The sequence below is a fragment of the Sphingomonas sorbitolis genome (assembly GCF_036663875.1).
GTDB lineage: Bacteria > Pseudomonadota > Alphaproteobacteria > Sphingomonadales > Sphingomonadaceae > Sphingomonas.
Genome location: NZ_JAXOJS010000003.1, coordinates 441,261 through 462,152, shown reverse-complemented (window position 1 = coordinate 462,152; position 20,892 = coordinate 441,261). Strand labels below are relative to the sequence as shown.

Genomic DNA, 20,892 nt, shown 5'->3' with positions numbered 1-20,892 from the left:
CCGACAACGGGGATACCCCAGCTTTCGCTGGAGTGACGGTTTGGGTGGGGCGCTGGATTGTGTGGGCTGGCCATGTCACCCCTTCGTTGTTCTCCCGCGAAGGCGGGAGCCCAGTCTGGATCCCCGCCTTCGCGGGGAAACAGGATGCGCTTGGTTCGGAGCAGGGGACTTGGTGCCTTGTTCCGGAACCCACTCCGCGGCTAGGCGTACCGTTGACAGGCGCGCGCGCGTACACCGGTGGATGCCGGAACGAGTCCGGCATGACGGAGTGACTGTGTGAGCGATCTGCAATCCGACCGGTGGCCTGGCGGCACCCCCGGCCAGGCCTCTGATTCAGGCGCACCTAGCCGCCCCCGCGGCAAACCCGGCCAGCGCGACCTTACCACCGGGCACATAGGCCGCACGCTGCTCGCGTTCGCGCTCCCGACGCTCGGCTCGAACATCCTCCAGTCGCTCAACGGCTCTATTAACGCGATCTGGGTCGGGCGCTACCTCGGCAAGGGCGCACTTGCTGCCACCTCGAACGCCAACATCATCATGTTCCTTACCTTCGGCGCGGTGTTTGGGTTCGGCATGGCGGCGACGATCCTGGTCGGGCAGAGCTTCGGTCGTCACGACCTGGAGGGTGCACGCCGCGCGTTCGGCTCGGCCGTCGGTCTCGTGCTCGGCGGTGCGATCGTGATCGCCGCGCTCGGCTGGGTGTTCGCGCCCGAGATACTGCACCTGCTCGCTACCCCCGGCGACGCGATGCCGCTCGCGCTTGCATACCTCCGCGTGATCTTCCTCGGTCTGCCCGCGTCGATGATGATGGTGCTGCTGATGATGGGGTTGCGCGGCACCGGCGATTCGATGACGCCGCTATGGTTCATGCTGCTCAGCGCGATCCTCGACAGCGGGCTCAACCCGTTGCTGATCGCCGGTATCGGACCGTTCCCGCAGATGGGCATCGCCGGCTCGGCGATGGCGACGCTGGTCGCCAGCCACGTCTCGTTGCTCGGGTTGATCGCCTACATTTACAAGCGCGACCTCCCGCTGAGGCTACGCGGCAACGAACTCCGCTACCTCATCCCCGAGCGCGCACTGACCGGCACGATCGTCCGAAAAGGCCTGCCGATGGGCGCGCAGATGCTCGTCATGTCGACTGCCGGCCTTGCGATGGTCGGACTGGTCAACCGGCTTGGCGTCGACACCGCGGCGGCCTACGCCGTCTCGCAGCAGCTGTGGACCTATATCCAGATGCCCGCGCTGGCGATCGGTGCCGCGGTCAGTTCGATGGCAGCGCAGAATATTGGGGCAGGGCGATGGGACCGGGTCGGCGACATCACGAAGTACGGCCTGCTCTTCAACATCGCGCTGACCGGTGCGATGGTCGGTGTCGTCGTTCTGTTCGATCGCCCGGTAATGACGCTGTTCATCGGTGAGGCGAGCCCCGCGCTGCCGATCGCGCGGCATATCCAGTTGATCGCGAGCTGGAACTTCATCCTGTTCGGCATGACTATGGTATTGTTCTCGACCGTCCGCGCGAACGGCGCGGTGATCGCACCGCTGATCGCGCTGATCGTCGCACTGTATCCGGTGCGGATCGGCTTCGCGCTGCTCGCGAAACCGTGGCTGGGGGCGGACGCGTTGTGGTGGAGCTTTCCGCTCGGATCGCTTGCGACGCTGGCGATCGCGGCGTGGTATTATCGCTACGGCAACTGGCGGAAAGGCGCGTTGGTAGTTCCTGACGACAGCGAGGAACAGGCGCACGGGATGAGCGAGCCGGGCGGGCGGTTGCAGCCTACGGGATGAGGGGCTCGACCTAAACTACCACCCCGGCGAAGGCCGGGGCCCAATTGGGGAACGACGGTGCCAGAGGCCAGCGCTTCGTTACTACGCCCTTTCCAATTGGGCCCCGGCCTTCGCCGGGGTGGTGCACGCACGCAATGGTAGTTGTCGAAGGGGCCTACCGCAGCCGCTTGACGAACGAACGCCCACCTTCGCGCCGCTCATGCTGGAAGTTCGGGATCGTCTCGATCAAATCCGACAATCGGTTGAAGCCGTAGTTCCGCGCATCGAAGCTCGACCGGTTACCCGCCAGCTGGCCGAGTTCGGCGACGCTGGCATAGCCCTTCTCGTCGCGCTTCACCGCATTGTACGCGTCGATCAGCAGCTTGATCACCTGCTCGTCGATCGGCTGCGCGGTCTTCGGCCGAGCGACCGGTGCCGGCGCCGCAGCCTTCTCGCCAGCGACTGGGGCCGGGGTCGGCGCGGGCATCGCCTGCGACGTCTCGTTCAGCGCGCCGACGTCGATGAACCGCGTGCACGCCTGGCGGAAACCCTCGGGCGTACGGCTCGTCCCGAAGCCATACACCGGGATGCCATCCTGTCGGATGCGCGTCGCGAGCGGCATGAAATCGCTGTCCGACGACATGATGCCGAAGCCGTCGATGCGCCCGCGGAACAGTAGGTCCATCGCGTCGATCGTCATCTTCATGTCGGTCGCGTTCTTGCCCTTGGTCAGGTCGAACTGCTGCTGCGGCTCGATGCCGTGCTTGATCGACATGTCGCTCCACGCCTTCAGCGCGGGCTTCGACCAGTTGCCATAGACCCGCCGGACGTTGACCGTGCCGAGCTCGGCAAGGACGGTCAGCACCGGGTCGAGGGTCGCCGCGGACGCATTGTCCGCGTCGATCAGGAGGGCGACGTTGCGCGTTGTGGTATCGATCATGCGCGCAGGATTAGCCGCGCGCGCGCCCCGCGTCCACGCTCCACGCGCCGCCACCGGCCGCGGCAAGGTACAGGAAGACGAAGCAGTAGAGCACCGCGGGCTCGCCGCCATTGGCGATCGGGAAGGGGCCTTGCGGGAAATGCGCTAGGAAATAGGCGACCGCGGACATGCCCGACAGCACGAACGCCACTGGCCGCGTGAACAGGCCGATGATCAGCATGCCGCCGCCGACGACTTCGAGGATCCCTGCGACGTAGAGCAGCGGATTCATCGGAATCGGGAAGGGCGGCAGACCGAAGAACTTCGAGATTCCGTGGCTGAAGAACACTAGCGCGACGACGATGCGCATGACGCTGAGCAGGCGGACGGACCAGGTGGCGGGTATCGGCATGGGGAAGTCCTCGGGTGTCGTTGCGTGAGCGAAACGTCACACGGGCGCGGGGCGGGGTCAATCGACTGAAACCGAAACGGACCGTTCAGGGATAGGCGATCGCGATTACCTCATATTCGCGTTCGCCGGCGGGGAGGTCCACCCGCCGCACATCACCGATCGCTGCGCCGCGCAAGGCCCGTGCGAAGGGCGAGTTCCAACCGATCCGCCCGTTGCTTGCGTCTGTCTCGTCATCGCCGACCAGCGTCAGCACCCGCTCGACGTCGTCCTGGTCCGCGACCGTCACGCACGCGCCGAACCAGACGCGCGAGCGGTCTTCCTGGGTGGCGGGATCGACGACCTTGGCCGCCTTCATGCGCTTCGACAGCCACCCCAACCGCCGGTCGATCTCGCGGAGACGTTTGCGTCCGTAGATATAGTCGCCGTTTTCCGAGCGGTCGCCGTTGCCGGCGGCCCAGGAGATGACTTCGACCAAGGCGGGGCGCTCGGTCGACAGGAGTTGCTCGTATTCTATACGGAGTACGGTGTAGCCGGAGGGAGTGATGTAGTTCGGGCGGTCCATGCGCGAGGCTATACCGCCTCGAGTTCGGTCATCCTAGCCGGAACAACCGTCTTCTTGACCGCAACACTCGTCATCTCGGCAGCAACGCCCGTCATCTCGGCAGCCCCGCCCGTCACCCCAGCGAAAGCTGGGGTCTTCCGCGGCCCAAGTCCGACCGACAACCGGCAGACCCCAGCTTTCGCTGGGGTGACGGGTGTTTGGGGCGGGGAACACTCTTAAGGGATCTAAGTGATCAACCGGGCCGGTTCTTCCCCAGATACCACGACAACCTTGCCGCCCCCCGGCTCTTCGCCCGCGCGGGGTTCATCAGGTCGTACACCACCGCATTCTCCAACACGCGCTGCACATAGTTGCGCGTCTCCTGGTACGGGATCGCCTCGACCCAATCGACCATGTCGACCGCCCCGGTCCGCGGGTCGCCGTTCGCGCGGAGCCATTTGTTCACGTTGCCGCCGCCTGCATTATACGCCGCCACAGCCAGCGGATAACTGCCGTAATTGGCGTAGACTCGCTGAAAATAGCTCGAGCCCAGCATGATCGACATGTTCGGATCGGTCGTCAGTGCTGCCTGGTTGTAGGCGAGGCCAATCTTGCCCGACTGCTCGCGCGCAGTCGCCGGCATCAGCTGCATCAACCCACGCGCACCCGCATGCGAAACCGCAGCCCGATCGAACTGGCTCTCCTGCCGCGAGATCGCGTGGATGATCGTCCAGTTATCCTCATACCCCGACGGCACCGACACCATCGGGAAGCCGACCGCAGAATAATCGCTGAGCCCGTTCGCCAGCGCACTACGCCCGACCATCACGCCGAGATCGGGGCGGTTGATGCTCTTCGACAGTTCGGCGGCGAGCAGATGATCGGTATCGGTCGTCGCATCCGCGGCGATCTGGCGGACGAACGCGGTCTGGTCCTGCCAGTCGGCGATCTGCCCGAGGAACTTGACCGCGCGCACCGTCTCGCGCCGATCGAACGCAGCCCGCGCCGCCGGATCGACCGCCACCGACGCGACCGAAGGCGGCGCGACCAGCGCGCGCCCGGTCCGCTCGTTGGCGAGCTGCCCATAATATTGATCGCGGTACCCCGCCGCCTGGCCGTAGAACGCCGCCGCCTGAGGCGCCAACCCAGCCGCTTCCGCCGCACGCCCCGCCCAATAATAGCCCTTCGACCGCACCTGAGGCGAGCGCGAGCCGCGCGCGTACCGGTCGAACAGCGTCATCGCGTCCGCTGGGCGCCCGAGCTGCTTCATAGCCACGCGTCCACCGAGCCAGGCGAGATTGGTGTATTCGTCGCGCTCGGCATAGGATTTCGTCGAGACGTCGGTGCCGAACGGATACGCGTCGTCGATCTGCCGCGCGATATCGTAGGCGACCTGATACTGCCCGTCGTTCGCTGCGCCGTTCGCATTGGTAACGAGCACCTCGTACCATTCCGCCGCGTTGCCAGGCCGCGTCGCCAGCGACCGGGGCCGCGCCAGCCACGCGCGCGCCGAAGGGCTTGCACCCGAATTGCGCAACCACTGCGCCCGGTCCGCGACATAGCCAGCGTCGTTCGCATACAGGGTCTGCGTCGAAGCCGAGATATCCGACGCGTTCGGCGCATTCGTCCGGAACGCGAGCCGTGCCTCGAATACGGGACGCCTTGCTGCACTCGTCCACACTAACTGCCGCTGTGCCGCGCCGGTTTGGCCGGCCCACAACAGCGCGTCCATCCGCGCGTCCTGGTCGTCCGGCGTCAGTGCGCCGGGGAAGCCCGACACCACCATGGCCTCGTCGGTTGGCGTAAGCCCGGCGCTGCGCCACGCCGTCCGCACCGCTGCGTAGGCCTGATCCCGCGCGCCGGTCGCCTGCAAAGCTCGTGCGTAGGCGACGCCGCCGGATGCGGACTGCGGGGGATACCGGCGGAAGAAGGCGATCACGCTATTGGGCAAACCGGTCGCCGCCTTGCGCTCGGCCGCACGCCGGTTCGCCGTCTCGTTAGGCCAGCCCGGATGCGTCATCAGGAAGCCCGCATAGCTGTCGAACGGCAGCGCATCGGTCTGCTGCAACGCACGCCACTGGGCGATCGTCGAGGCGATCGCGCCGTCGGTTGCCATCGGCTGCGCATTAGGCCCCATATTGGCCAACTGCGTGCTGTATCGATCGAGCGTCTGTTGACCCGCGCCTGAGGAAACAGCGGTCTGTGCGACGACTGCAAGAAGAAGGCTCGTTTTCAACATCGATGCTACCATGTGGACAGCATACGCCTCCAACCCGTATCTGTCCTGAACGAAATCCGGATTTCGCCCGGTATTTGGCGCAACAGGCCAGACTTCTCTTCTAGTATGGACGCAGGCTACCGCATGTTTTCAGGATCGATTCCCGCGCTCGTCACGCCGTTCGCCGCCGATGGCAGCTTCGACGAACCGGCTTATCGCGACTTCATCGAATGGCAAATCGCAGAGGGCTCGTCGGGCCTAGTCGCGTGCGGCACTACCGGCGAGGCGGCGACCCTGTCGTACGACGAACACTTCCACGTAGTCCGTGTCTGCGTCGACCAGGCGAAGGGCCGTGTCCCCGTCATCGCTGGCGCAGGTTCGAACGATACGCGCGTCGCGTCGGCAAACCTGCGCGCCGCAAAGGACGCTGGCGCCGATGCCGCGCTGATGGTGCCGCCTTATTACAACCGGCCGGGGCAGGAGGGTATCTTCCGCCATTTCGAAGCGCTCGCAGCGACGACGCCGTTGCCGATCATCCTCTACAACGTCCCCGCGCGTACAGTGACGGATATCCAGCCTGCGACGCTCGCGTGCATCGTGAAGGCGTTCCCGGACGTCTTCGTCGGGGTGAAGGATGCGAGCGGCGTCCTCGCCCGCGTTTCCCAGCATCGCGCGTCGTGCGGGCCGGACTTCTGCCAGCTGTCGGGTAACGACGACCTCGCGCTGGCGTTCAACGTGATGGGCGGCACCGGCTGCATCTCGGTCACCGCCAACGTCGCGCCAAAGCTCTGCGCCGAGTTCCAGGCGGCGTGCCAGTTGGGCGATTTCGTCAAGGCGCTGGCGTATCAGGACCAGCTCTATCCGCTCCACGAGGCGCTGTTCACCGACGCGTCGCCGGGGCCAGTGAAATACGCGATGACGAAGGTGCGGGCAGGCTTCCCCGAAACCCTCCGACTGCCGATGACCCCCGCCGGTGAAGCCTCGCGCGCGGCGGTTGATGCGGCCTTGGCGCACGCGCGTCTCGCCTGAAACCCACTCCGTCATCCTGACGAACGTCAGGACCCAGAGCCAAGCAGGGCATCGCTCCGCAATCCTGGGTCCTGACTTTCGTCAGGATGACGGCGCGTAAGGGAATAAACGGAAGCGCAGACAGCGCGCCCGCTTCCCCTAAGCCCTCCGACCTCCTACATCGCGCGTCCCATGGCACGTCCCAAACCCCCGACCTTCGAGAAGACCAAGATCGTCGCCGAGAACCGGCGCGCGCGGTACGACTATTACATCGAGCAGGTGTTCGAGGCGGGCATCGCGCTCACCGGCACTGAGGTGAAGGCGCTGCGCGGCGGCGAAGGCTCGATCGCCGAGGCCTATGCCGAGGTGAAGGGCAAGAACGTCGTCCTGGTGAATTCGAACATCCCCGAATTCAGCCACGGCAACCGCTTCAACCACGAGCCCAAGCGCCCGCGCAAGCTGCTGCTCCACGAGCGCGAGATCAACAAGATGTTCGGCGCGGTCGCGCGCCAGGGCATGACTCTCGTGCCGCTGATGATCTACTTCAACTCGAAGGGCCGCGCGAAGATCGAACTGGCGCTCGCCAAGGGCAAGCAGAACCACGACAAGCGCGATTCGGTGAAGGAACAGGACTGGAAGCGCGAGCAGGGCCGGATCATGCGGGATCGCGGATAGCCTGTGTCCAAGGCGCCGGGCAGTATCTTCGGGCGCCTCGCGGCGTGGTCGCATCGTAACTTGCCCACCCGCGAATCGATGGAGCGGAACCGTCTCCTCCGTCCGGTCGCCCACCGCGTCCTCGCGCCCGAACTTTGGCGCTTTACCCGTCGATCGGTCCCGCGCGGTGTCGCGCTCGGGATGGTCGCAGGCATCCTGATCCCGGTCGCGCAAACGCCGGTGGCGGCGATCTTCGCGCTGCCGTTCCGCGCCAACGTGCCGACCGCGGCGCTGACCACGTTCATCACCAACCCGCTGACCACGCCGCCGCTCTGGATCGCGGCTTATTGGATCGGCTCGTCGATGCTGCGGCTCGACGATCATGTTCCCGGCCAGCCCGTCGCCAACGCGGCGGCGCGTACCGAATGGATCCCCTGGCTGATGCAGGCGGGCCCCGCCACCGCGCTCGGCCTGCTGGTCATCACGGTCGTCTGCTCGGTCGGCGGCTATGCACTCAGCGCGCTCGGCTGGCGGCTGTGGATCGCGCGCAAGTGGCGCAATCGCCACGACAATCGCGGATCGTAACAATCGTCACTAATATTGACCTACCCGAATTGACGGACCGTCCTATCGGCGTAGAACACATCGCATCCTGAAGATCTTTCTCCGAGGTTCTTGATGCGCAAGTCGATTGTTACCGTGATCCTGCTCGCGTCCGCCGCATCGGCTTTCGCCCAAACGAACACCCCGTCGCCTACCCTCGCCAAGGCCGCAAAGGGCCCCGTCGCGGCCAAGGACGCCAACAAGCCGCAGATCGGCGATTTCGGCTTCGACATGGCCGGCCGCGATACCAGCGTGACGCCGGGCACCGACTTCTTCGATTACGCGAACGGTGGCTGGGTGAAGACCACGCCGATCCCCGCCGATCGCTCGTCCTACGGCATGTTCCACGTCCTTCAGGACCTGTCGCTCGAACGCACCCGCACGATCCTCGACGTCTCCGCCAAGACGCCCGGCGACAAGGTCGGTGATTTCTACACGAGCTTCATGGACGAGGCGGCGGTGAACGCGAAGGGCGCCACGCCGGTCAAGCCGATGCTCGCCGCGCTGAAGGCGACCAAGGACAAGACCGCACTCGTCACCGAGATTGCCAAACTCCAGCGGCAAGGCGTCGGCGGCCTCGTCGTCGTCGGCGTATCGCAGGACGACAAGGACCCGACCACCTATGTCGTCCAGCTCGGCCAGAGCGGTATCGGCCTCCCCGACCGCGATTATTATCTCAAGGACGACGCCAAGCTCGCGACCATCCGCACCGCCTACCAGGCGTATCTGGCACGGATGCTGACGCTGGCCGGCGAGCCCAACGCGGCGACCCGCGCCGCCGCCGTGTTCAACATGGAGAAGGGCCTCGCGACCGCGCACTGGACGCGGATCGAGAGCCGCGACGCCGACAAGACCTACAACAAATGGACCGCCGCCGACTTCGCCGCGAAGGCGCCCGGCTTCCCCTGGGCGCAGTACATGACCGCGATGGGCGTCACCGGTCGTCCGTTCTACCTCGTCGCACAGCCGAGCGCGGTGACGGGCGAGGCCAAGGTCTTTGCCGACACGCCGATCAACGTCCTGCAGGACTATGCGATGCTCAAGGTGCTGCGTTCGTATGCGCCGTATCTGTCGAGCGATTTCGACAAGACCAACTTCGCCTTCTACGGCACCACGCTGTCGGGCACGCCCGAGCAGCAGGTCCGCTGGAAGCGCGGCGTTTCGACCGTGTCGGGCGCGATGGGCGAGGCGATCGGCCAGCAATACGTGGCCAAGTATTTCCCGCCCGCGTCGAAAGCTGCAGCGGACGACCTCGTCAAGAACGTCATCGCCGCGATGGGCGAGCGGCTCCGGAACCTCGAATGGATGGCGCCCGAGACCAAGACCAAGGCGCTTGCGAAGCTTGCCGCGTTCACCCCGAAGATCGGCTATCCGGACAAGTGGCGCGATTATTCCGCGCTCCAGATCCAGCGCGGCGATCTCGTCGGTAACGTCGCGCGCGCCAACGCGTTCGAATATGATCGCGATCTGAAGAAGCTCGGCCAGCCGATCGATCGCGGCGAATGGTTCATGACGCCGATGACGATCAACGCCTATGCCAACCCGACGATGAACGAGGTCGTCTTCCCGGCAGCGATCCTGCAACCCCCGTTCTTCGATCCGAAGGCGGACCCGGCGGTCAATTACGGCGGCATCGGCGCGGTGATCGGCCACGAGATCAGCCACCATTTCGATGACCAGGGCCGCAAATACGACCTCAACGGCAAGCTCACCGACTGGTGGACGCCGCAGGACGTCGCCCGCTTCAAGGTCTTCACCGACGCGCTTGTGAAGCAGTACGACGCGTACGAGCCCTTGCCCGGCCAGCACATCCAGGGCGGCCTGACGCTCGGCGAGAACATCGCCGATCTAGCCGGCCTCACGGTGGCGTATGACGCGTACCACAAGTCGCTTGGCGGCAAGCAGGCACCGATCATCGACGGTACGACGGGCGACCAACGTTTCTATTACGGCTGGGCCGGCGTCTGGCGCACCAAGTGGCGCGACGCGGCGCTTCAGCAGGCGTTGCTGTCGGACCCGCATTCGCCGGGTCATCAGCGCGTCCTCACTGTTCGCAACCTCGACCCCTGGTACGCCGCATTCGGCGCCAAGCCGGGTGAGGCGAGCTACCTCGCCCCCGCCAACCGCGTCCGTATCTGGTAACTGACGCCGTCCCATAGAGCCCCGTCATCCTGGGCTCGACCCAGGATCCAGACCCATGCGCGCGCCGCTGTCGGCTCTGGATCCTGACTTTCGTCAGGATGACGAAGTTTGGAGAGAAACATGAAGTCGTTCATCGTCGCCGGCCTGCTCGCCGCAACCGCCATCACCGGCGTCACTGCCGCCATTTCGCAAACCTCTGAACCCAAGCCCGCTCCCGCTGCGCCCACCGATGCGCAATACGGCACGTTCGGCTTCGACGAGAAGGGCATGGACAAGACCGTCCAGCCCGGCGACGATTTCTACACCTTCGCCAACGGTAATTGGGCGAAGACCAACCCGATCCCGGCGGACAAGTCGAACTACGGCTCGTTCAACCTTCTCTCCGACCTGTCCGAAACGCGCACCCGCGGCATCCTCGATATTGCCGCGAAGGACCCGAACTCGAAGATCGGCCGCGCGTACGCGACCTTCCTCGACACCGGCACGATCGAGGCGAAGGGCCTCGCGCCGATCCGCCCGTGGCTGAAGAAGATCGCCGCGCTGAGCGATCGCGCGCAATATCCCGCGCTCCTCGCCGAAGCCGACCGCGCCGGTATCGGCGGCCCGTTCGGCGGCGGCGTCGGCCAGGACGACAAGCAGCCTGAGCAATATGCGCTCTCGATCGGCCAGTCCGGCCTCGGCCTCCCCGACCGCGATTACTACCTCAGCGCCGACGCCAAGCTGGTCGAGGCGCGCAACGCCTACCGCGCGCATATCGTCAAGATGCTCACCCTCGCCGGCGAACCCAATGCCGAGGCGCGCGCCACCGCGCTGCTCGCGTTCGAGACCGAGATCGCCAAGGTCAGCTGGACCCGCGTCGACAGCCGCGACGCCACCAAGACCTACAACAAGATGACCGTCGCCGATCTCGCCAAGCGCGCGCCCGGCTTCGACTTTGCCGCGTACTTCAAGGGCATCGGCACGCCCGTCCCAACCGTCATCGTCGCGCAGCCCTCGGCGATCACCGGCATCGCCAAGCTCGTTGCGACCGCGCCGATCGGCGTGCTTAAAGACCAGCTGATACAGCGCTCGCTCGACGGCTATGCCGACGTCCTGCCCAAGGCGTTCGACGCCGAGCAGTTCGCGTTTTACGGCACCGTCCTCGGCGGCACGCCCGAGCAGGAAGCCCGTTGGAAGCGCGGCGTGCAGTTCACGAGCGGAGCGCTCGATGACGAGGTCAGCAAGCTCTACGTCGCGCAGTATTTCCCGCCCGAGACAAAGGCCGCAGCCGACAAGCTGGTCAAGAACGTGCTCGCCGCGATGGGCCGCCGGATCGACAAGCTCGAATGGATGGCGCCCGAGACGAAGGTGAAGGCGCACGCCAAGCTCGCCGCATTCACGCCGAAGATCGGCTACCCGAGCCAGTGGAAGGATTTCTCCGCGCTGACGATCACCTCGGGCGACGCGTTCGGCAACGAATGGCGCGCGAACGAATGGCAGCATCAGGACAACATCGCCAAGCTCGGCAAGCCGCTCCAGCGCTGGGAGTGGGGCATGACGCCGATGACGGTGAACGCCTATGCCAATTTCGGCATGGTCGAGATCGTCTTCCCCGCCGCGATCCTGCAGCCGCCGTTCTTCGATCCGAAGGCCGACGATGCGGTCAATTACGGCGGCATCGGCGCGGTGATCGGTCACGAGCTGAGCCATCATTTCGACGACCAGGGCTCGAAGTATGACGCCAAGGGCCAGCTCACCGATTGGTGGACGCCCAAGGACATCGCTGGCTTCAAGGCGCTGACCGGCAAGCTCGGCGCGCAATATGATGCGTACGAACCGCTCCCCGGCATGCACGTGAAGGGCCAGCTCACGATGGGCGAGAACATCGCCGATCTCGCCGGCCTCACGGTGGCGTACGACGCCTATCACACCGCACTCGGCGGCAAGACCGCGCCGGTCCTCGACGGGTACACCGGCGACCAGCGTTTCTATCTCGGTTGGGCGCAGGTGTGGCGTCGCAACTACCGCGAAGCCAACCTTCGCAACCGGTTGCTGACCGATCCTCACTCGCCGTCGCAGCAGCGTGCGTGGGTTGTCCGCAACCTCGACCCATGGTACGCGGCATACAAGCCGACGCCCGGGCAGAAGCTGTATTTGACGCCCGAACAGCGCGTTCGCATCTGGTAAGGGACGGATCTCACACTTCTGGTTCCCCCGCGGAGGCGGGGGCCCAGGAATCACAAACACCAGCCCGCAACCCTGGACCCCCGCCTCCGCGGGGGAGCAGGAGGTTGAATTATCTTAGCTACCTCCCCGGCAAAGGCCGGGGTCCAATTGGAAAGGTTGCAGTAACGAAGCGCGGTCCTTCGTTAGTAACGTTCCCCAATTGGACCCCGGCCTTGGCCGGGGTGGTATGGGAGGTAGTCCGCAAGGGGAGGCACAAGGGGAAGTACCCGCCTCCCGCCTCCCGCCTCCCGCCTCCCGCCTCCCGCCTCCCGCCTCCCGCCTCCCGCCTCCCGCCCGCGAGACAAGCTGGGCCCCTTAAACCCACCAACCCGCTTGACGCCCAACCCCGCAACAGCGGATGACTCCCCGCGATGGCATCGCTCGCTTTACCCACCCCCGCCCGCAACGCAGCGCTCGTCGCCATAGCCTCGGGCATCGCCGCCGCCACGATCGTGCTACTGCTCGTCGGCAGCTGGATCGCCGCCGCCGGGTTCTTCGCCGCGGCCGTCATCGTCATCGGTGCGCTGAGCGCGTGGCGCCTGCTCAACCCCGTCGCCAAGGACACGCCGCGCCCGGTCGACTGGGACCTCACCCGCACCGTCGCCGAAGCCGGCACCGACGCACTCGCGATCACCGACCGCGCCGGGCGCCTAGTTTGCGCCAACGACGCCTACGAAGCGCTGTTCGAAGGCTTCCCCACACCCCCCGGCTTGCCGCTCGACGAAGCCGGCAACGCAGCGCTCGCCGACGCCGGCCGATCCGCGTGGCGCGACGGCACCGCGCAGGTCGAGCGCTTCAACGCCCGCGGCGTGTGCCTGTCCGCACAGATCGCGCGCGCCGGCGACGACGCCGACATGCTCGTCTGGCGCTTCGTCACCGCGCAGGAACACGACCTCGCCGAGACGCTCGCCGCGCTGCTGACCGGCCCGACCGGCGACCGGCTCGGCGGCAGCGGCATCATGGCGGCGTTGCTCTCCCCCGACGGTCGCGTCCGCACCGCCAATCGTGTCCTCCGCGCGCGGGCGTGCGGCGACGAATACGATACGATCGAAGGTCGCGACTTCGCCCGGTTCCTCATCACCGACAGCCGCGGTCTCGTCCGCTTCGAACGCGAAGGCCTCGAAGGCACGCCGCTCCGCGTCCTCCAGATCCCGTTCCTCGATGGCGACGACGCGCCCGTGCTGGTCGCGCTGCTCGACGAGGAAGAGAACGCCCCCGCGCTCGGCGCCAGCGCCTCCGCCCACGTCCGCAGCCTCGTCAGCATGATGCCGTTCGGCATGGCGCTGGTCGACCGCGACGGCCGCTTCCTCCAGATGAACGACTCGTTCCTCCGCGCCGCCGGCGTCAATTCGGTCGCGCCGCCGCTCTATCCAGGCGACCTCGTCGTCCGCGAGGACAAGGCCGCGGTCGCCGATGCGATCCGCAAGTTCGCGAACGGCGCGACGCATTCCGCCGACATGGCGGTCCGCCTCAAGGATCACCCCGAGGAACCGGTCGCGCTCACCATCGCCGGCGCGCGTGGCCTTGGCGACGCGGCCGTGCTGCTCAGCCTCAAGGACAATAGTGAGGAGTCCCGCCTCAAGCGCGAGGTCGCGCAGGCCACCAAGATGCAGGCGGTCGGCCAGCTCGCGGGCGGCGTCGCGCATGATTTCAACAACATCCTGACCGCGATCATCGGCCACTGCGACCTGATGCTGATGCGCCATTCGCCCGGCGACAGCGACTACGACGACATCCAGCAGGTCCGCACCAACTCGAACCGCGCCGCCAGCCTCACCCGCCAGCTGCTCGCCTTCTCGCGCCAGCAGACGCTTCGTCCGCAGATCCTCCAGCTCCCCGACGTCGTCTCCGAGGTGTCGAACCTGCTCAAGCGCCTGATGGGCGAGAACGTCCGCCTCGACATGACACACGGCCGCAACCTCGGCCCGGTGCGCGCCGATCCGGGCCAGCTGGAACAGGTCGTCGTCAATCTTGCGGTCAATGCGCGCGACGCGATCGTTTCCGCCAACGCGCGCGGTGGCGGCGTGCTGACGATCACCACACGTGCAGTGCCGGCATCGGAAGTGCGCGAGATGGCGTCCGACATCCTGCCCGTCGCCGACTACACCGCGCTGATCGTCCAGGACACCGGCACCGGCATCCCGCCCGACGTGCTGCCCAAGATCTTCGAGCCGTTCTTCACGACGAAGGAGTTCGGCAAGGGCACTGGGCTCGGCCTTTCGACCGTCTACGGCATCGTCAAGCAATCCGGCGGCTACATATTCGCCGATAGCAAACCGGGGCAGGGCGCGACCTTCTCGATGTACCTGCCGGTCCACTCGGCGCCCGCCACGACGCGCCCCGCGGTGGTGAAACCCACGCCCAAGCCGGTCGATCTCTGGGGTACCGGCACGATCCTGCTGGTCGAGGACGAGGATATGGTCCGCGCGGTCGCCGAACGTGCGCTCGCGCGGCAGGGCTATACCGTGCTGACCGCGGAAAACGGCGAAGTCGCCCTGGAAGTGCTGGAGAAACACGGCCGTCCCGACCTGCTGATCAGCGACGTCGTCATGCCGCAGATGGATGGCCCGACGATGGTGCGCCATGCACGCGAGAAATTCCCCGACCTGCCGATCCTCTTCATGTCGGGCTATGCCGAGGAGCAGTTGCGCAAGTCGATCGACCTCGACAACGTCGCGTTCCTGCCCAAGCCCTTCTCGGTCCAGGAACTCGCCGAGGCGGCACGAGACGTGCTGGCAGCGCGGTGATTCGAACAAGATGTTGGCAAGTCGTAACAATCCCGACTATGCGCATGGCATGACCGCTCCCCAGCAGATCCTCATCGTCGAGGACGAACCGTTGATCGCCATGATGCTCGAGGATTTTCTCGAAGTTCTGGACAAGGGAGTCGCAGGCTCGGTCGATACCGTAGCCGACGCCCTGAAGCGGATCGAAGAGGGCGGCGTCGACGGCGCGATCCTCGACGTGAACCTGCGTGGCGGCGAGAAGAGCACCGCGGTCGCCGAGGCGCTTGCCGCGAAAGGCGTCCCCTTCGTCTTCGCCACCGGCGGTGGCGATGATGGCGTGGCCCCGGAATTCCGCGACCGTCCGCGGTTGCAGAAGCCCTTCACGATGGACGGCGTGGCGAAGGCGCTCGAAGGCCTTTAAGTCTTCCTCGCTGGCACGCTGGTCCTGCGCATCTCCCCTAGGAGGGGAGGTGGCAGCGCACAGCGCTGACGGAGGGGTGACCCGCCCTCGATAGCGCGATACCCCCCGTCGCTATGCACCCCCTCCCCTTGCAGGGGAGGACGAGCATGAATTCTGGGCCCTTTCGAAGACCATTCCGGCAAAAATCAGCGCAACTCTCTTGCGCAAATGCCCCCTCCCGCGACATAGGCGGTCGCCATGAGTAACCGTTTCGACAAATCACGCCTGCCGAGCCGCCATGTCTCGGTCGGCCCCGAGCGCGCCCCGCATCGCAGTTATTATTACGCGATGGGGATTCCCGAAGAGGATATTGCGAAGCCGTTCGTCGCCGTCGCCAGCGCCGGCAACGACAGCGCGCCCTGCAACATCACGCTCGACGCGCAGGCCGATGTCGCGCGCCTCGGCGTGATCCAGGGCGGCGGCATGCCGCGCCGGTTCAACACCATCACCGTCACCGACGGCATCGCGATGGGCCATCAGGGCATGAAGACCAGCCTGGTCAGCCGCGAGGTCATCGCCGACTCGGTCGAGCTCAGCGTGCGCGGCCATTGCTACGACGCGCTGATCGGCTTTGCCGGCTGCGACAAGTCGCTGCCCGGCATGATGATGGCGATGCTGCGGCTCAACGTGCCGTCGATCTTCGTCTATGGCGGCTCGATCCTGCCCGGCCGTTTCCACGACAAGGACGTGACGGTCGTCGACGTGTTCGAAATCGTCGGCAAATACGCAGCCGGCGCGTGCCCGCTGTCCGAAGTCCACGCGCTAGAAAAGGTCGCCTGTCCCAGCGCCGGCGCGTGCGGTGGCCAGTTCACCGCGAACACGATGGCCTGCGTCGCCGAGGCGATCGGATTGTCGATGCCGAACAGCAACATGACGCCCGCGCCGTATAGCAGCCGCGAACAGATCGCGCATGCCGCCGGCGTCCAGATCATGGAGCTGATCGAGCGCAACATCCGCCCGCGCGATATCTGCACGCGCGAGGCGTTCATCAACGCCGCGCGCGTCGTCGCCGCGACCGGGGGCTCGACCAACGCCGCGCTGCATCTGCCCGCGATGGCGCATGAGGTCGGGATCGAGTTCGACCTGTTCGACGTCGCCGAGGCCTTCAAGACCACGCCGTACATCGCCGACCTCAAGCCCGGCGGGAAATATGTCGCGAAGGACATGTACGAGGCCGGCGGCGTCTACATGCTGATGAAGACGATGCTCGCCGGCGGGTTCCTCGACGGCAATTGCATGACCGTGTCGGGCAAAACGCTCGGCGAGAACATCGACCAGGTGACGTGGAATCCCGACCAGAAGGTCATCTACGACATCACCACGCCGATCACCCCGACCGGCGGCGTCGTCGGCCTGCGCGGCAGTCTCGCCCCCGACGGCGCGATCGTGAAGGTCGCCGGCTTGCACCGCCTTCAGTTCAGCGGCCCGGCACGCGTGTTCGATTGTGAGGAGGACACCTTCGCCGCGGTCGAGAACCGCGAGATCAACGAGGGTGAAGTCATCGTCATCCGCTACGAAGGCCCCAAGGGCGGCCCCGGCATGCGCGAGATGCTGTCGACCACCGCCGCGCTCTACGGTCTGGGCATGGGCGAGAGCGTCGCGCTGATCACCGACGGTCGCTTCTCCGGCGGCACCCGCGGTTTCTGCATCGGCCATGTTGGTCCCGAAGCAGCCGACGGCGGCCCGATCGCGCTGGTTGAGAACGGCGACATCATCCATATCGACGCCGAGGCCGGCACGATCGACCTCGACGTTCCCGAGGACGTGATGGCGGCGCGGCGCGCGGCGTGGGTGCCGCGCGCCAACGATTACGGCTCGGGCGCACTCTGGCGCTATGCGAAGACCGTCGGCCCCGCGTACAAGGGCGCGGTCACGCATCCTGGAGCCGCGGCCGAAACCCATGTCTACGCGGATATCTGAGACCACGCGGATAGGTAAACGAGACGCGCGCTCCACCCGTCACCCCAGCGAAAGCTGGGGTATCCCGGTTGGCGCGTGCCGCGACCCGAACGGGGAGATCCCAGCTTTCGCTAGGATGACGGATGATGGTTCAGATACCGGCTCCAGTAAGACAGTGAACTGCCTCCTGTGCCTCGCCATCCTCTCGCTCCCGCTCGCGGCATGCGGGCCAGGCAAGCCATCCAGCACGAAGGTCGCGCACGGGCAGACCGCCAAGCAGGCCAAGAAGTCCGCCGGCGACCCCCGCATCCCCTGCGCGCGCGGGCCCGCAGCGCTCGAAACGGTCTGCACGATCGAGCAGGCCAAGGGTGAGACCGGCACGATCCTGACGATCCGCCACCCCGATGGCGCGTTCCGCCGCCTGCTCGTCACCCACGACGGCCGTGGTGTTGTCGCGGCGGACGGAGCAGAGGTCGCGAAGGTCGGCCTGATCGAGGGCAACGGTATTGAGGTGATGATCGGCGACGCTCGCTATCGCCTCCCGGCCACCGTCAAGAGCGCGACCAAGCCGTCATGATTCGTATCGAGGGCCAGGCGATCCTGACCGCCGCAGAAATGCGCGCGGCGGAAGACGCGGTAATCGCCGGCGGCGTGTCGGTCGAAACGTTGATGGAGCGTGCCGGTACCGCAATCGCGGGGGCAGTTCGCCGGTTGGCGGGCACGAACGAAGTCCTGATACTGTGCGGCCCCGGCAACAACGGTGGCGACGGCTATGTCGCCGCACGGGTGCTGGCCGAGATGGGCGTTTCGGTTCGCGTCGCGGCGCTGTCCGAGCCCAAGACGGATGCGGCGAAGGCAGCGAGGGCAGGGTGGTCCGGCCCGGTCGAGAGACTGGCGGCGGCAAAACCTGCGGCGATCCTGTTGGACGCGCTGTTCGGCACCGCTCTGACCCGCCCGCTCGATTCCGGTTCGACACCCACCCCTAACCGTTCCCCCCTGGACGCGGGGGCCCAGCCAAGTTCCGAGCGCTCACCCAACGGCCTACTCTGGGCCCCCGCGTCCGCGGGGGAACGGTCTGTGGTCGAGTGCCTTCACGCACTCGCCAACGCCGCCCAACTCAGCATCGCAGTAGACCTCCCCAGCGGCCTCGCTACCGACTCCGGCCAAGCCCTCAGCACGCCCCCGGTCTTCCACCTCACCCTCGCGCTCGGCGCCGTAAAACCCGCGCACCTGCTCCAGCCGGCAGCACGCTATTGCGGCCGGATCCGTCTCCTCGACATCGGCGTCCCCGCCGCCAGCCAAGCCGAAGTCCTGAAACCCCCGATCCTCCCGACCCCGGGGCCGGACTCGCACAAATATACCCGCGGCATGGTCGCAGTCATCGCCGGCACCATGTCGGGCGCGTCCGACCTCGCAGCGCTCGCCGCGATGCGCGCCGGCGCAGGCTACGTAACCCTGCTCGGCGACAGCCAAGGCCCGCCCCACGCGCTCGTCCGCGCACCGTTCACCGACCACGCGCTCGCCAACGACCGCATCGGCGCACTCGTGATCGGCCCCGGTCTCGGCCGCGACGACCTGGCCAAAACCCGCCTCGAAGCGGCACTGATCTCAAACCACCCAATGATCATCGATGGCGACGCGCTCCGCCTCATCGCGCCCGAGCGGATCAAGGCGCTGACGGTCCCAGTCATCCTCACGCCCCACGCCGGCGAGTTCGACGCGCTCTTCGGCAAATCCGATGCCGACAAGATCGCGAGAGCCCGAGACGCAGCCGTCCGCGCGAACGCCGTCGTCGTTTTCAAGGGCGCCGACACCGTCATCGCCGCCCCCGACGGTCGCGTCCGCATCGCGCCGGGCGCCAGCGGCTGGCTCTCCACCGCCGGCACTGGCGACGTCCTGGCCGGCGCGATCGGCGCGATGCTTGCCGCAAAGCTCGAACCGCTCGACGCGGCCTGCGCCGGAGTGTGGCTCCACGGTGACGCTGCCCGCCGATTGGGCCCCGTATTCATCGCCGACGACTTGGCGGAAGCGCTCCGGTCGGCCAGAGCGTCGCTATGACTTCTGAAACGCCCCCCGATATAAACGCCGACACGATCGTCCGCGTCGCAGCCCGCGGCGACGGCATGACCGCCGACGGCCGCCACGCCGCCTTCTCGGCCCCCGGCGACACGCTCTCTGCCGACGGCACCGTGATCCCCGGCCCGCACCACCAGACGCCTCCCTGCGCGCATTTTCCGACCTGCGGCGGTTGCCAGCTCCAGCATCTCGACGACCAGGCCTATGCCGAGTTCGTCACCGACCGCATCGCCTCCGCGCTCGACGGCCAGGACCTCGCGGCCCCGATCCGCACCCCGCACATCTCCCCCGACCGCAGCCGCCGCCGCGCGACTCTCCACGCCGAGGGCAAGGGCGGCAAGATCACGCTCGGCTTCACCGCCGAAAAGGCGCACACGATCGTCGACATCAAGGAATGCTGGATTCTCGATCCGCGCCTCTTCGCGCTCGTCCAGCCGCTCCGCCAGCTGCTCAAGCGCCTCAATTTTCGCCGCCGCGCGGACATTCACCTGACGCTCGCCGATCAGGGCGCCGACATCCTGATCACCGGGTTTGCACCGGAAGGTCTCCCCGCCGCCGAAGCGCTAACCAAATTCTGCGAAGACCACAAGATCGCCCGCGTAGCGTTCGACGACGGCCTCGGCCCCGAGACGCGCTGGGAACCCGACGCCGTCACGATCACCTTGGGCGGCGTCCCCGTACCGCTGCCGCCCGCGTCGTTCCTCCAGGCTACGCCCGATGGCGAGGCCGCACTGACCGCTGCTGTCCTGGAAGCGATCGGTAAACCAGCGACGGTCGCCGACCTGTTCGCCGGCCTCGGCACCTTCACGCTGGCGATTCCCGCCAAGGTCTACGCCGCGGAAGGCGCACGCGACGCGCTCGGCTCGCTGAAAGCTGCCGCGCACCGCACCCAGCGGCCCGTCTACCCGGAGCACCGCGATCTCTACCGCCGCCCACTGACGGTGGCCGAGCTCGACCGCTTCGACGCAGTGGTGATCGATCCGCCCCGCTCTGGCGCTCGCGAGCAGGCGACCGCGCTGGCGGAGTGCAAGACGCCGGTGATCGCCTATGTCTCGTGCAATCCGGCGAGCTTTGCGCGCGACGCGAAGGAGCTGTGCGACGCAGGTTGGCGGATCGACTGGGTCCAGCCGGTCGGCCAGTTCCGCTGGTCGACGCACGTCGAGTTGGCTGCCAAGTTCGTTCGCAACGCTCCTCAACCGTCATCCTGACGAAAGTCAGGATCCAGAGCCACCGATGCCGCGCCCTGTAACCCTGGATCT

Annotated in this window: 16 protein-coding genes; 12 read left to right on the top strand and 4 right to left on the bottom strand. The window is 66.6% G+C overall.

What is annotated here, in order from left to right:
* The first annotated feature begins 276 nt into the window (after positions 1 to 276).
* On the top strand, positions 277 to 1,791 hold the full coding sequence (locus U1763_RS11490; protein ID WP_443026914.1) for an MATE family efflux transporter: 1,515 nt from the start codon (positions 277 to 279) through the stop codon (positions 1,789 to 1,791).
* Between the two features lie 154 nt (positions 1,792 to 1,945).
* On the opposite strand, the gene U1763_RS11485 is transcribed toward U1763_RS11490, so the two are convergent.
* The 4 genes from U1763_RS11485 to U1763_RS11470 all read right to left on the bottom strand — a co-directional run bounded on the left by U1763_RS11485 (position 1,946) and on the right by U1763_RS11470 (position 5,893).
* A complete protein-coding gene (locus U1763_RS11485; protein ID WP_132739221.1) occupies positions 1,946 to 2,710 on the bottom strand; it encodes an NYN domain-containing protein in 765 nt (254 codons plus the stop codon).
* A gap of 10 nt (positions 2,711 to 2,720) precedes the next feature.
* Positions 2,721 to 3,101, bottom strand: coding sequence for a DoxX family protein (locus U1763_RS11480; protein WP_332755306.1), 381 nt, complete (start codon positions 3,099 to 3,101; stop codon positions 2,721 to 2,723).
* An 85-nt stretch (positions 3,102 to 3,186) separates the two neighbouring features.
* The gene (gene greB / locus U1763_RS11475; RefSeq protein WP_332755305.1) at positions 3,187 to 3,663 is read right to left on the bottom strand and encodes a transcription elongation factor GreB; all 477 of its coding nucleotides are present in this window, start codon (positions 3,661 to 3,663) and stop codon (positions 3,187 to 3,189) included.
* A gap of 232 nt (positions 3,664 to 3,895) precedes the next feature.
* Positions 3,896 to 5,893, bottom strand: a complete 1,998-nt coding sequence (locus U1763_RS11470) for a lytic transglycosylase domain-containing protein (protein WP_332755304.1) — start codon at positions 5,891 to 5,893, stop codon at positions 3,896 to 3,898.
* Positions 5,894 to 6,004: 111 nt separating this feature from the next.
* Between U1763_RS11470 and dapA the strand changes: the two genes are divergently transcribed.
* From dapA to U1763_RS11415, 11 genes are all read left to right on the top strand, one after another.
* Positions 6,005 to 6,889 (top strand): 4-hydroxy-tetrahydrodipicolinate synthase, encoded by an 885-nt coding sequence (gene dapA / locus U1763_RS11465; RefSeq protein WP_332755303.1) that lies wholly within the window; start codon positions 6,005 to 6,007, stop codon positions 6,887 to 6,889.
* Between the two features lie 171 nt (positions 6,890 to 7,060).
* Positions 7,061 to 7,543: an SsrA-binding protein SmpB gene (smpB, locus tag U1763_RS11460; protein ID WP_055879372.1), complete on the top strand. Its 483-nt coding sequence runs from the start codon at positions 7,061 to 7,063 to the stop codon at positions 7,541 to 7,543.
* Between the two features lie 78 nt (positions 7,544 to 7,621).
* Positions 7,622 to 8,107, top strand: coding sequence for a DUF2062 domain-containing protein (locus U1763_RS11455; RefSeq protein WP_332755413.1), 486 nt, complete (start codon positions 7,622 to 7,624; stop codon positions 8,105 to 8,107).
* A 93-nt stretch (positions 8,108 to 8,200) separates the two neighbouring features.
* Positions 8,201 to 10,267 carry a M13 family metallopeptidase gene (locus tag U1763_RS11450; protein ID WP_332755302.1) on the top strand — a complete coding sequence of 689 codons (2,067 nt, stop codon included), beginning with the start codon at positions 8,201 to 8,203 and terminating at the stop codon, positions 10,265 to 10,267.
* Positions 10,268 to 10,387: 120 nt separating this feature from the next.
* On the top strand, positions 10,388 to 12,433 hold the full coding sequence (locus tag U1763_RS11445) for a M13 family metallopeptidase (protein WP_332755301.1): 2,046 nt from the start codon (positions 10,388 to 10,390) through the stop codon (positions 12,431 to 12,433).
* 410 nt (positions 12,434 to 12,843) lie between these two features.
* Positions 12,844 to 15,219: a hybrid sensor histidine kinase/response regulator gene (locus tag U1763_RS11440; RefSeq protein WP_332755300.1), complete on the top strand. Its 2,376-nt coding sequence runs from the start codon at positions 12,844 to 12,846 to the stop codon at positions 15,217 to 15,219.
* A gap of 49 nt (positions 15,220 to 15,268) precedes the next feature.
* The gene (locus U1763_RS11435) at positions 15,269 to 15,619 is read left to right on the top strand and encodes a response regulator (protein WP_093399563.1); all 351 of its coding nucleotides are present in this window, start codon (positions 15,269 to 15,271) and stop codon (positions 15,617 to 15,619) included.
* A 237-nt stretch (positions 15,620 to 15,856) separates the two neighbouring features.
* Complete coding sequence (gene ilvD / locus U1763_RS11430) at positions 15,857 to 17,578, top strand: dihydroxy-acid dehydratase (RefSeq protein ID WP_132739191.1); 1,722 nt, start codon at positions 15,857 to 15,859, stop codon at positions 17,576 to 17,578.
* A 154-nt stretch (positions 17,579 to 17,732) separates the two neighbouring features.
* On the top strand, positions 17,733 to 18,134 hold the full coding sequence (locus U1763_RS11425; protein ID WP_332755299.1) for a hypothetical protein: 402 nt from the start codon (positions 17,733 to 17,735) through the stop codon (positions 18,132 to 18,134).
* A complete protein-coding gene (locus U1763_RS11420) occupies positions 18,131 to 19,615 on the top strand; it encodes an NAD(P)H-hydrate dehydratase (protein ID WP_332755298.1) in 1,485 nt (494 codons plus the stop codon). The genes U1763_RS11425 and U1763_RS11420 overlap by 4 nt, the downstream gene beginning before the upstream one ends.
* Entirely contained in the window at positions 19,612 to 20,841 is a 1,230-nt protein-coding gene (locus tag U1763_RS11415) for a class I SAM-dependent RNA methyltransferase (RefSeq protein ID WP_332755297.1), read from the top strand. Before U1763_RS11420 ends, U1763_RS11415 begins: the two co-directional genes overlap by 4 nt.
* Positions 20,842 to 20,892 lie beyond the last annotated feature (51 nt).

What these genes read in the sequence shown, in the direction of transcription:
- U1763_RS11440 (WP_332755300.1), top strand. Translation starts at nt 12,844, where the DNA reads ATGGCATCGCTCGCTTTACCCACCCCCGCCCGCAACGCAGCGCTCGTC.
- U1763_RS11420 (WP_332755298.1), top strand. Translation starts at nt 18,131, where the DNA reads ATGATTCGTATCGAGGGCCAGGCGATCCTGACCGCCGCAGAAATGCGC.
- dapA (WP_332755303.1), top strand. Translation starts at nt 6,005, where the DNA reads ATGTTTTCAGGATCGATTCCCGCGCTCGTCACGCCGTTCGCCGCCGAT.
- U1763_RS11445 (WP_332755301.1), top strand. Translation starts at nt 10,388, where the DNA reads ATGAAGTCGTTCATCGTCGCCGGCCTGCTCGCCGCAACCGCCATCACC.
- greB (WP_332755305.1), bottom strand. Translation starts at nt 3,663, where the DNA reads ATGGACCGCCCGAACTACATCACTCCCTCCGGCTACACCGTACTCCGT.
- U1763_RS11470 (WP_332755304.1), bottom strand. Translation starts at nt 5,893, where the DNA reads ATGGTAGCATCGATGTTGAAAACGAGCCTTCTTCTTGCAGTCGTCGCA.
- ilvD (WP_132739191.1), top strand. Translation starts at nt 15,857, where the DNA reads ATGAGTAACCGTTTCGACAAATCACGCCTGCCGAGCCGCCATGTCTCG.
- smpB (WP_055879372.1), top strand. Translation starts at nt 7,061, where the DNA reads ATGGCACGTCCCAAACCCCCGACCTTCGAGAAGACCAAGATCGTCGCC.
- U1763_RS11415 (WP_332755297.1), top strand. Translation starts at nt 19,612, where the DNA reads ATGACTTCTGAAACGCCCCCCGATATAAACGCCGACACGATCGTCCGC.
- U1763_RS11455 (WP_332755413.1), top strand. Translation starts at nt 7,622, where the DNA reads ATGGAGCGGAACCGTCTCCTCCGTCCGGTCGCCCACCGCGTCCTCGCG.
- U1763_RS11480 (WP_332755306.1), bottom strand. Translation starts at nt 3,101, where the DNA reads ATGCCGATACCCGCCACCTGGTCCGTCCGCCTGCTCAGCGTCATGCGC.
- U1763_RS11450 (WP_332755302.1), top strand. Translation starts at nt 8,201, where the DNA reads ATGCGCAAGTCGATTGTTACCGTGATCCTGCTCGCGTCCGCCGCATCG.
- U1763_RS11435 (WP_093399563.1), top strand. Translation starts at nt 15,269, where the DNA reads ATGACCGCTCCCCAGCAGATCCTCATCGTCGAGGACGAACCGTTGATC.
- U1763_RS11485 (WP_132739221.1), bottom strand. Translation starts at nt 2,710, where the DNA reads ATGATCGATACCACAACGCGCAACGTCGCCCTCCTGATCGACGCGGAC.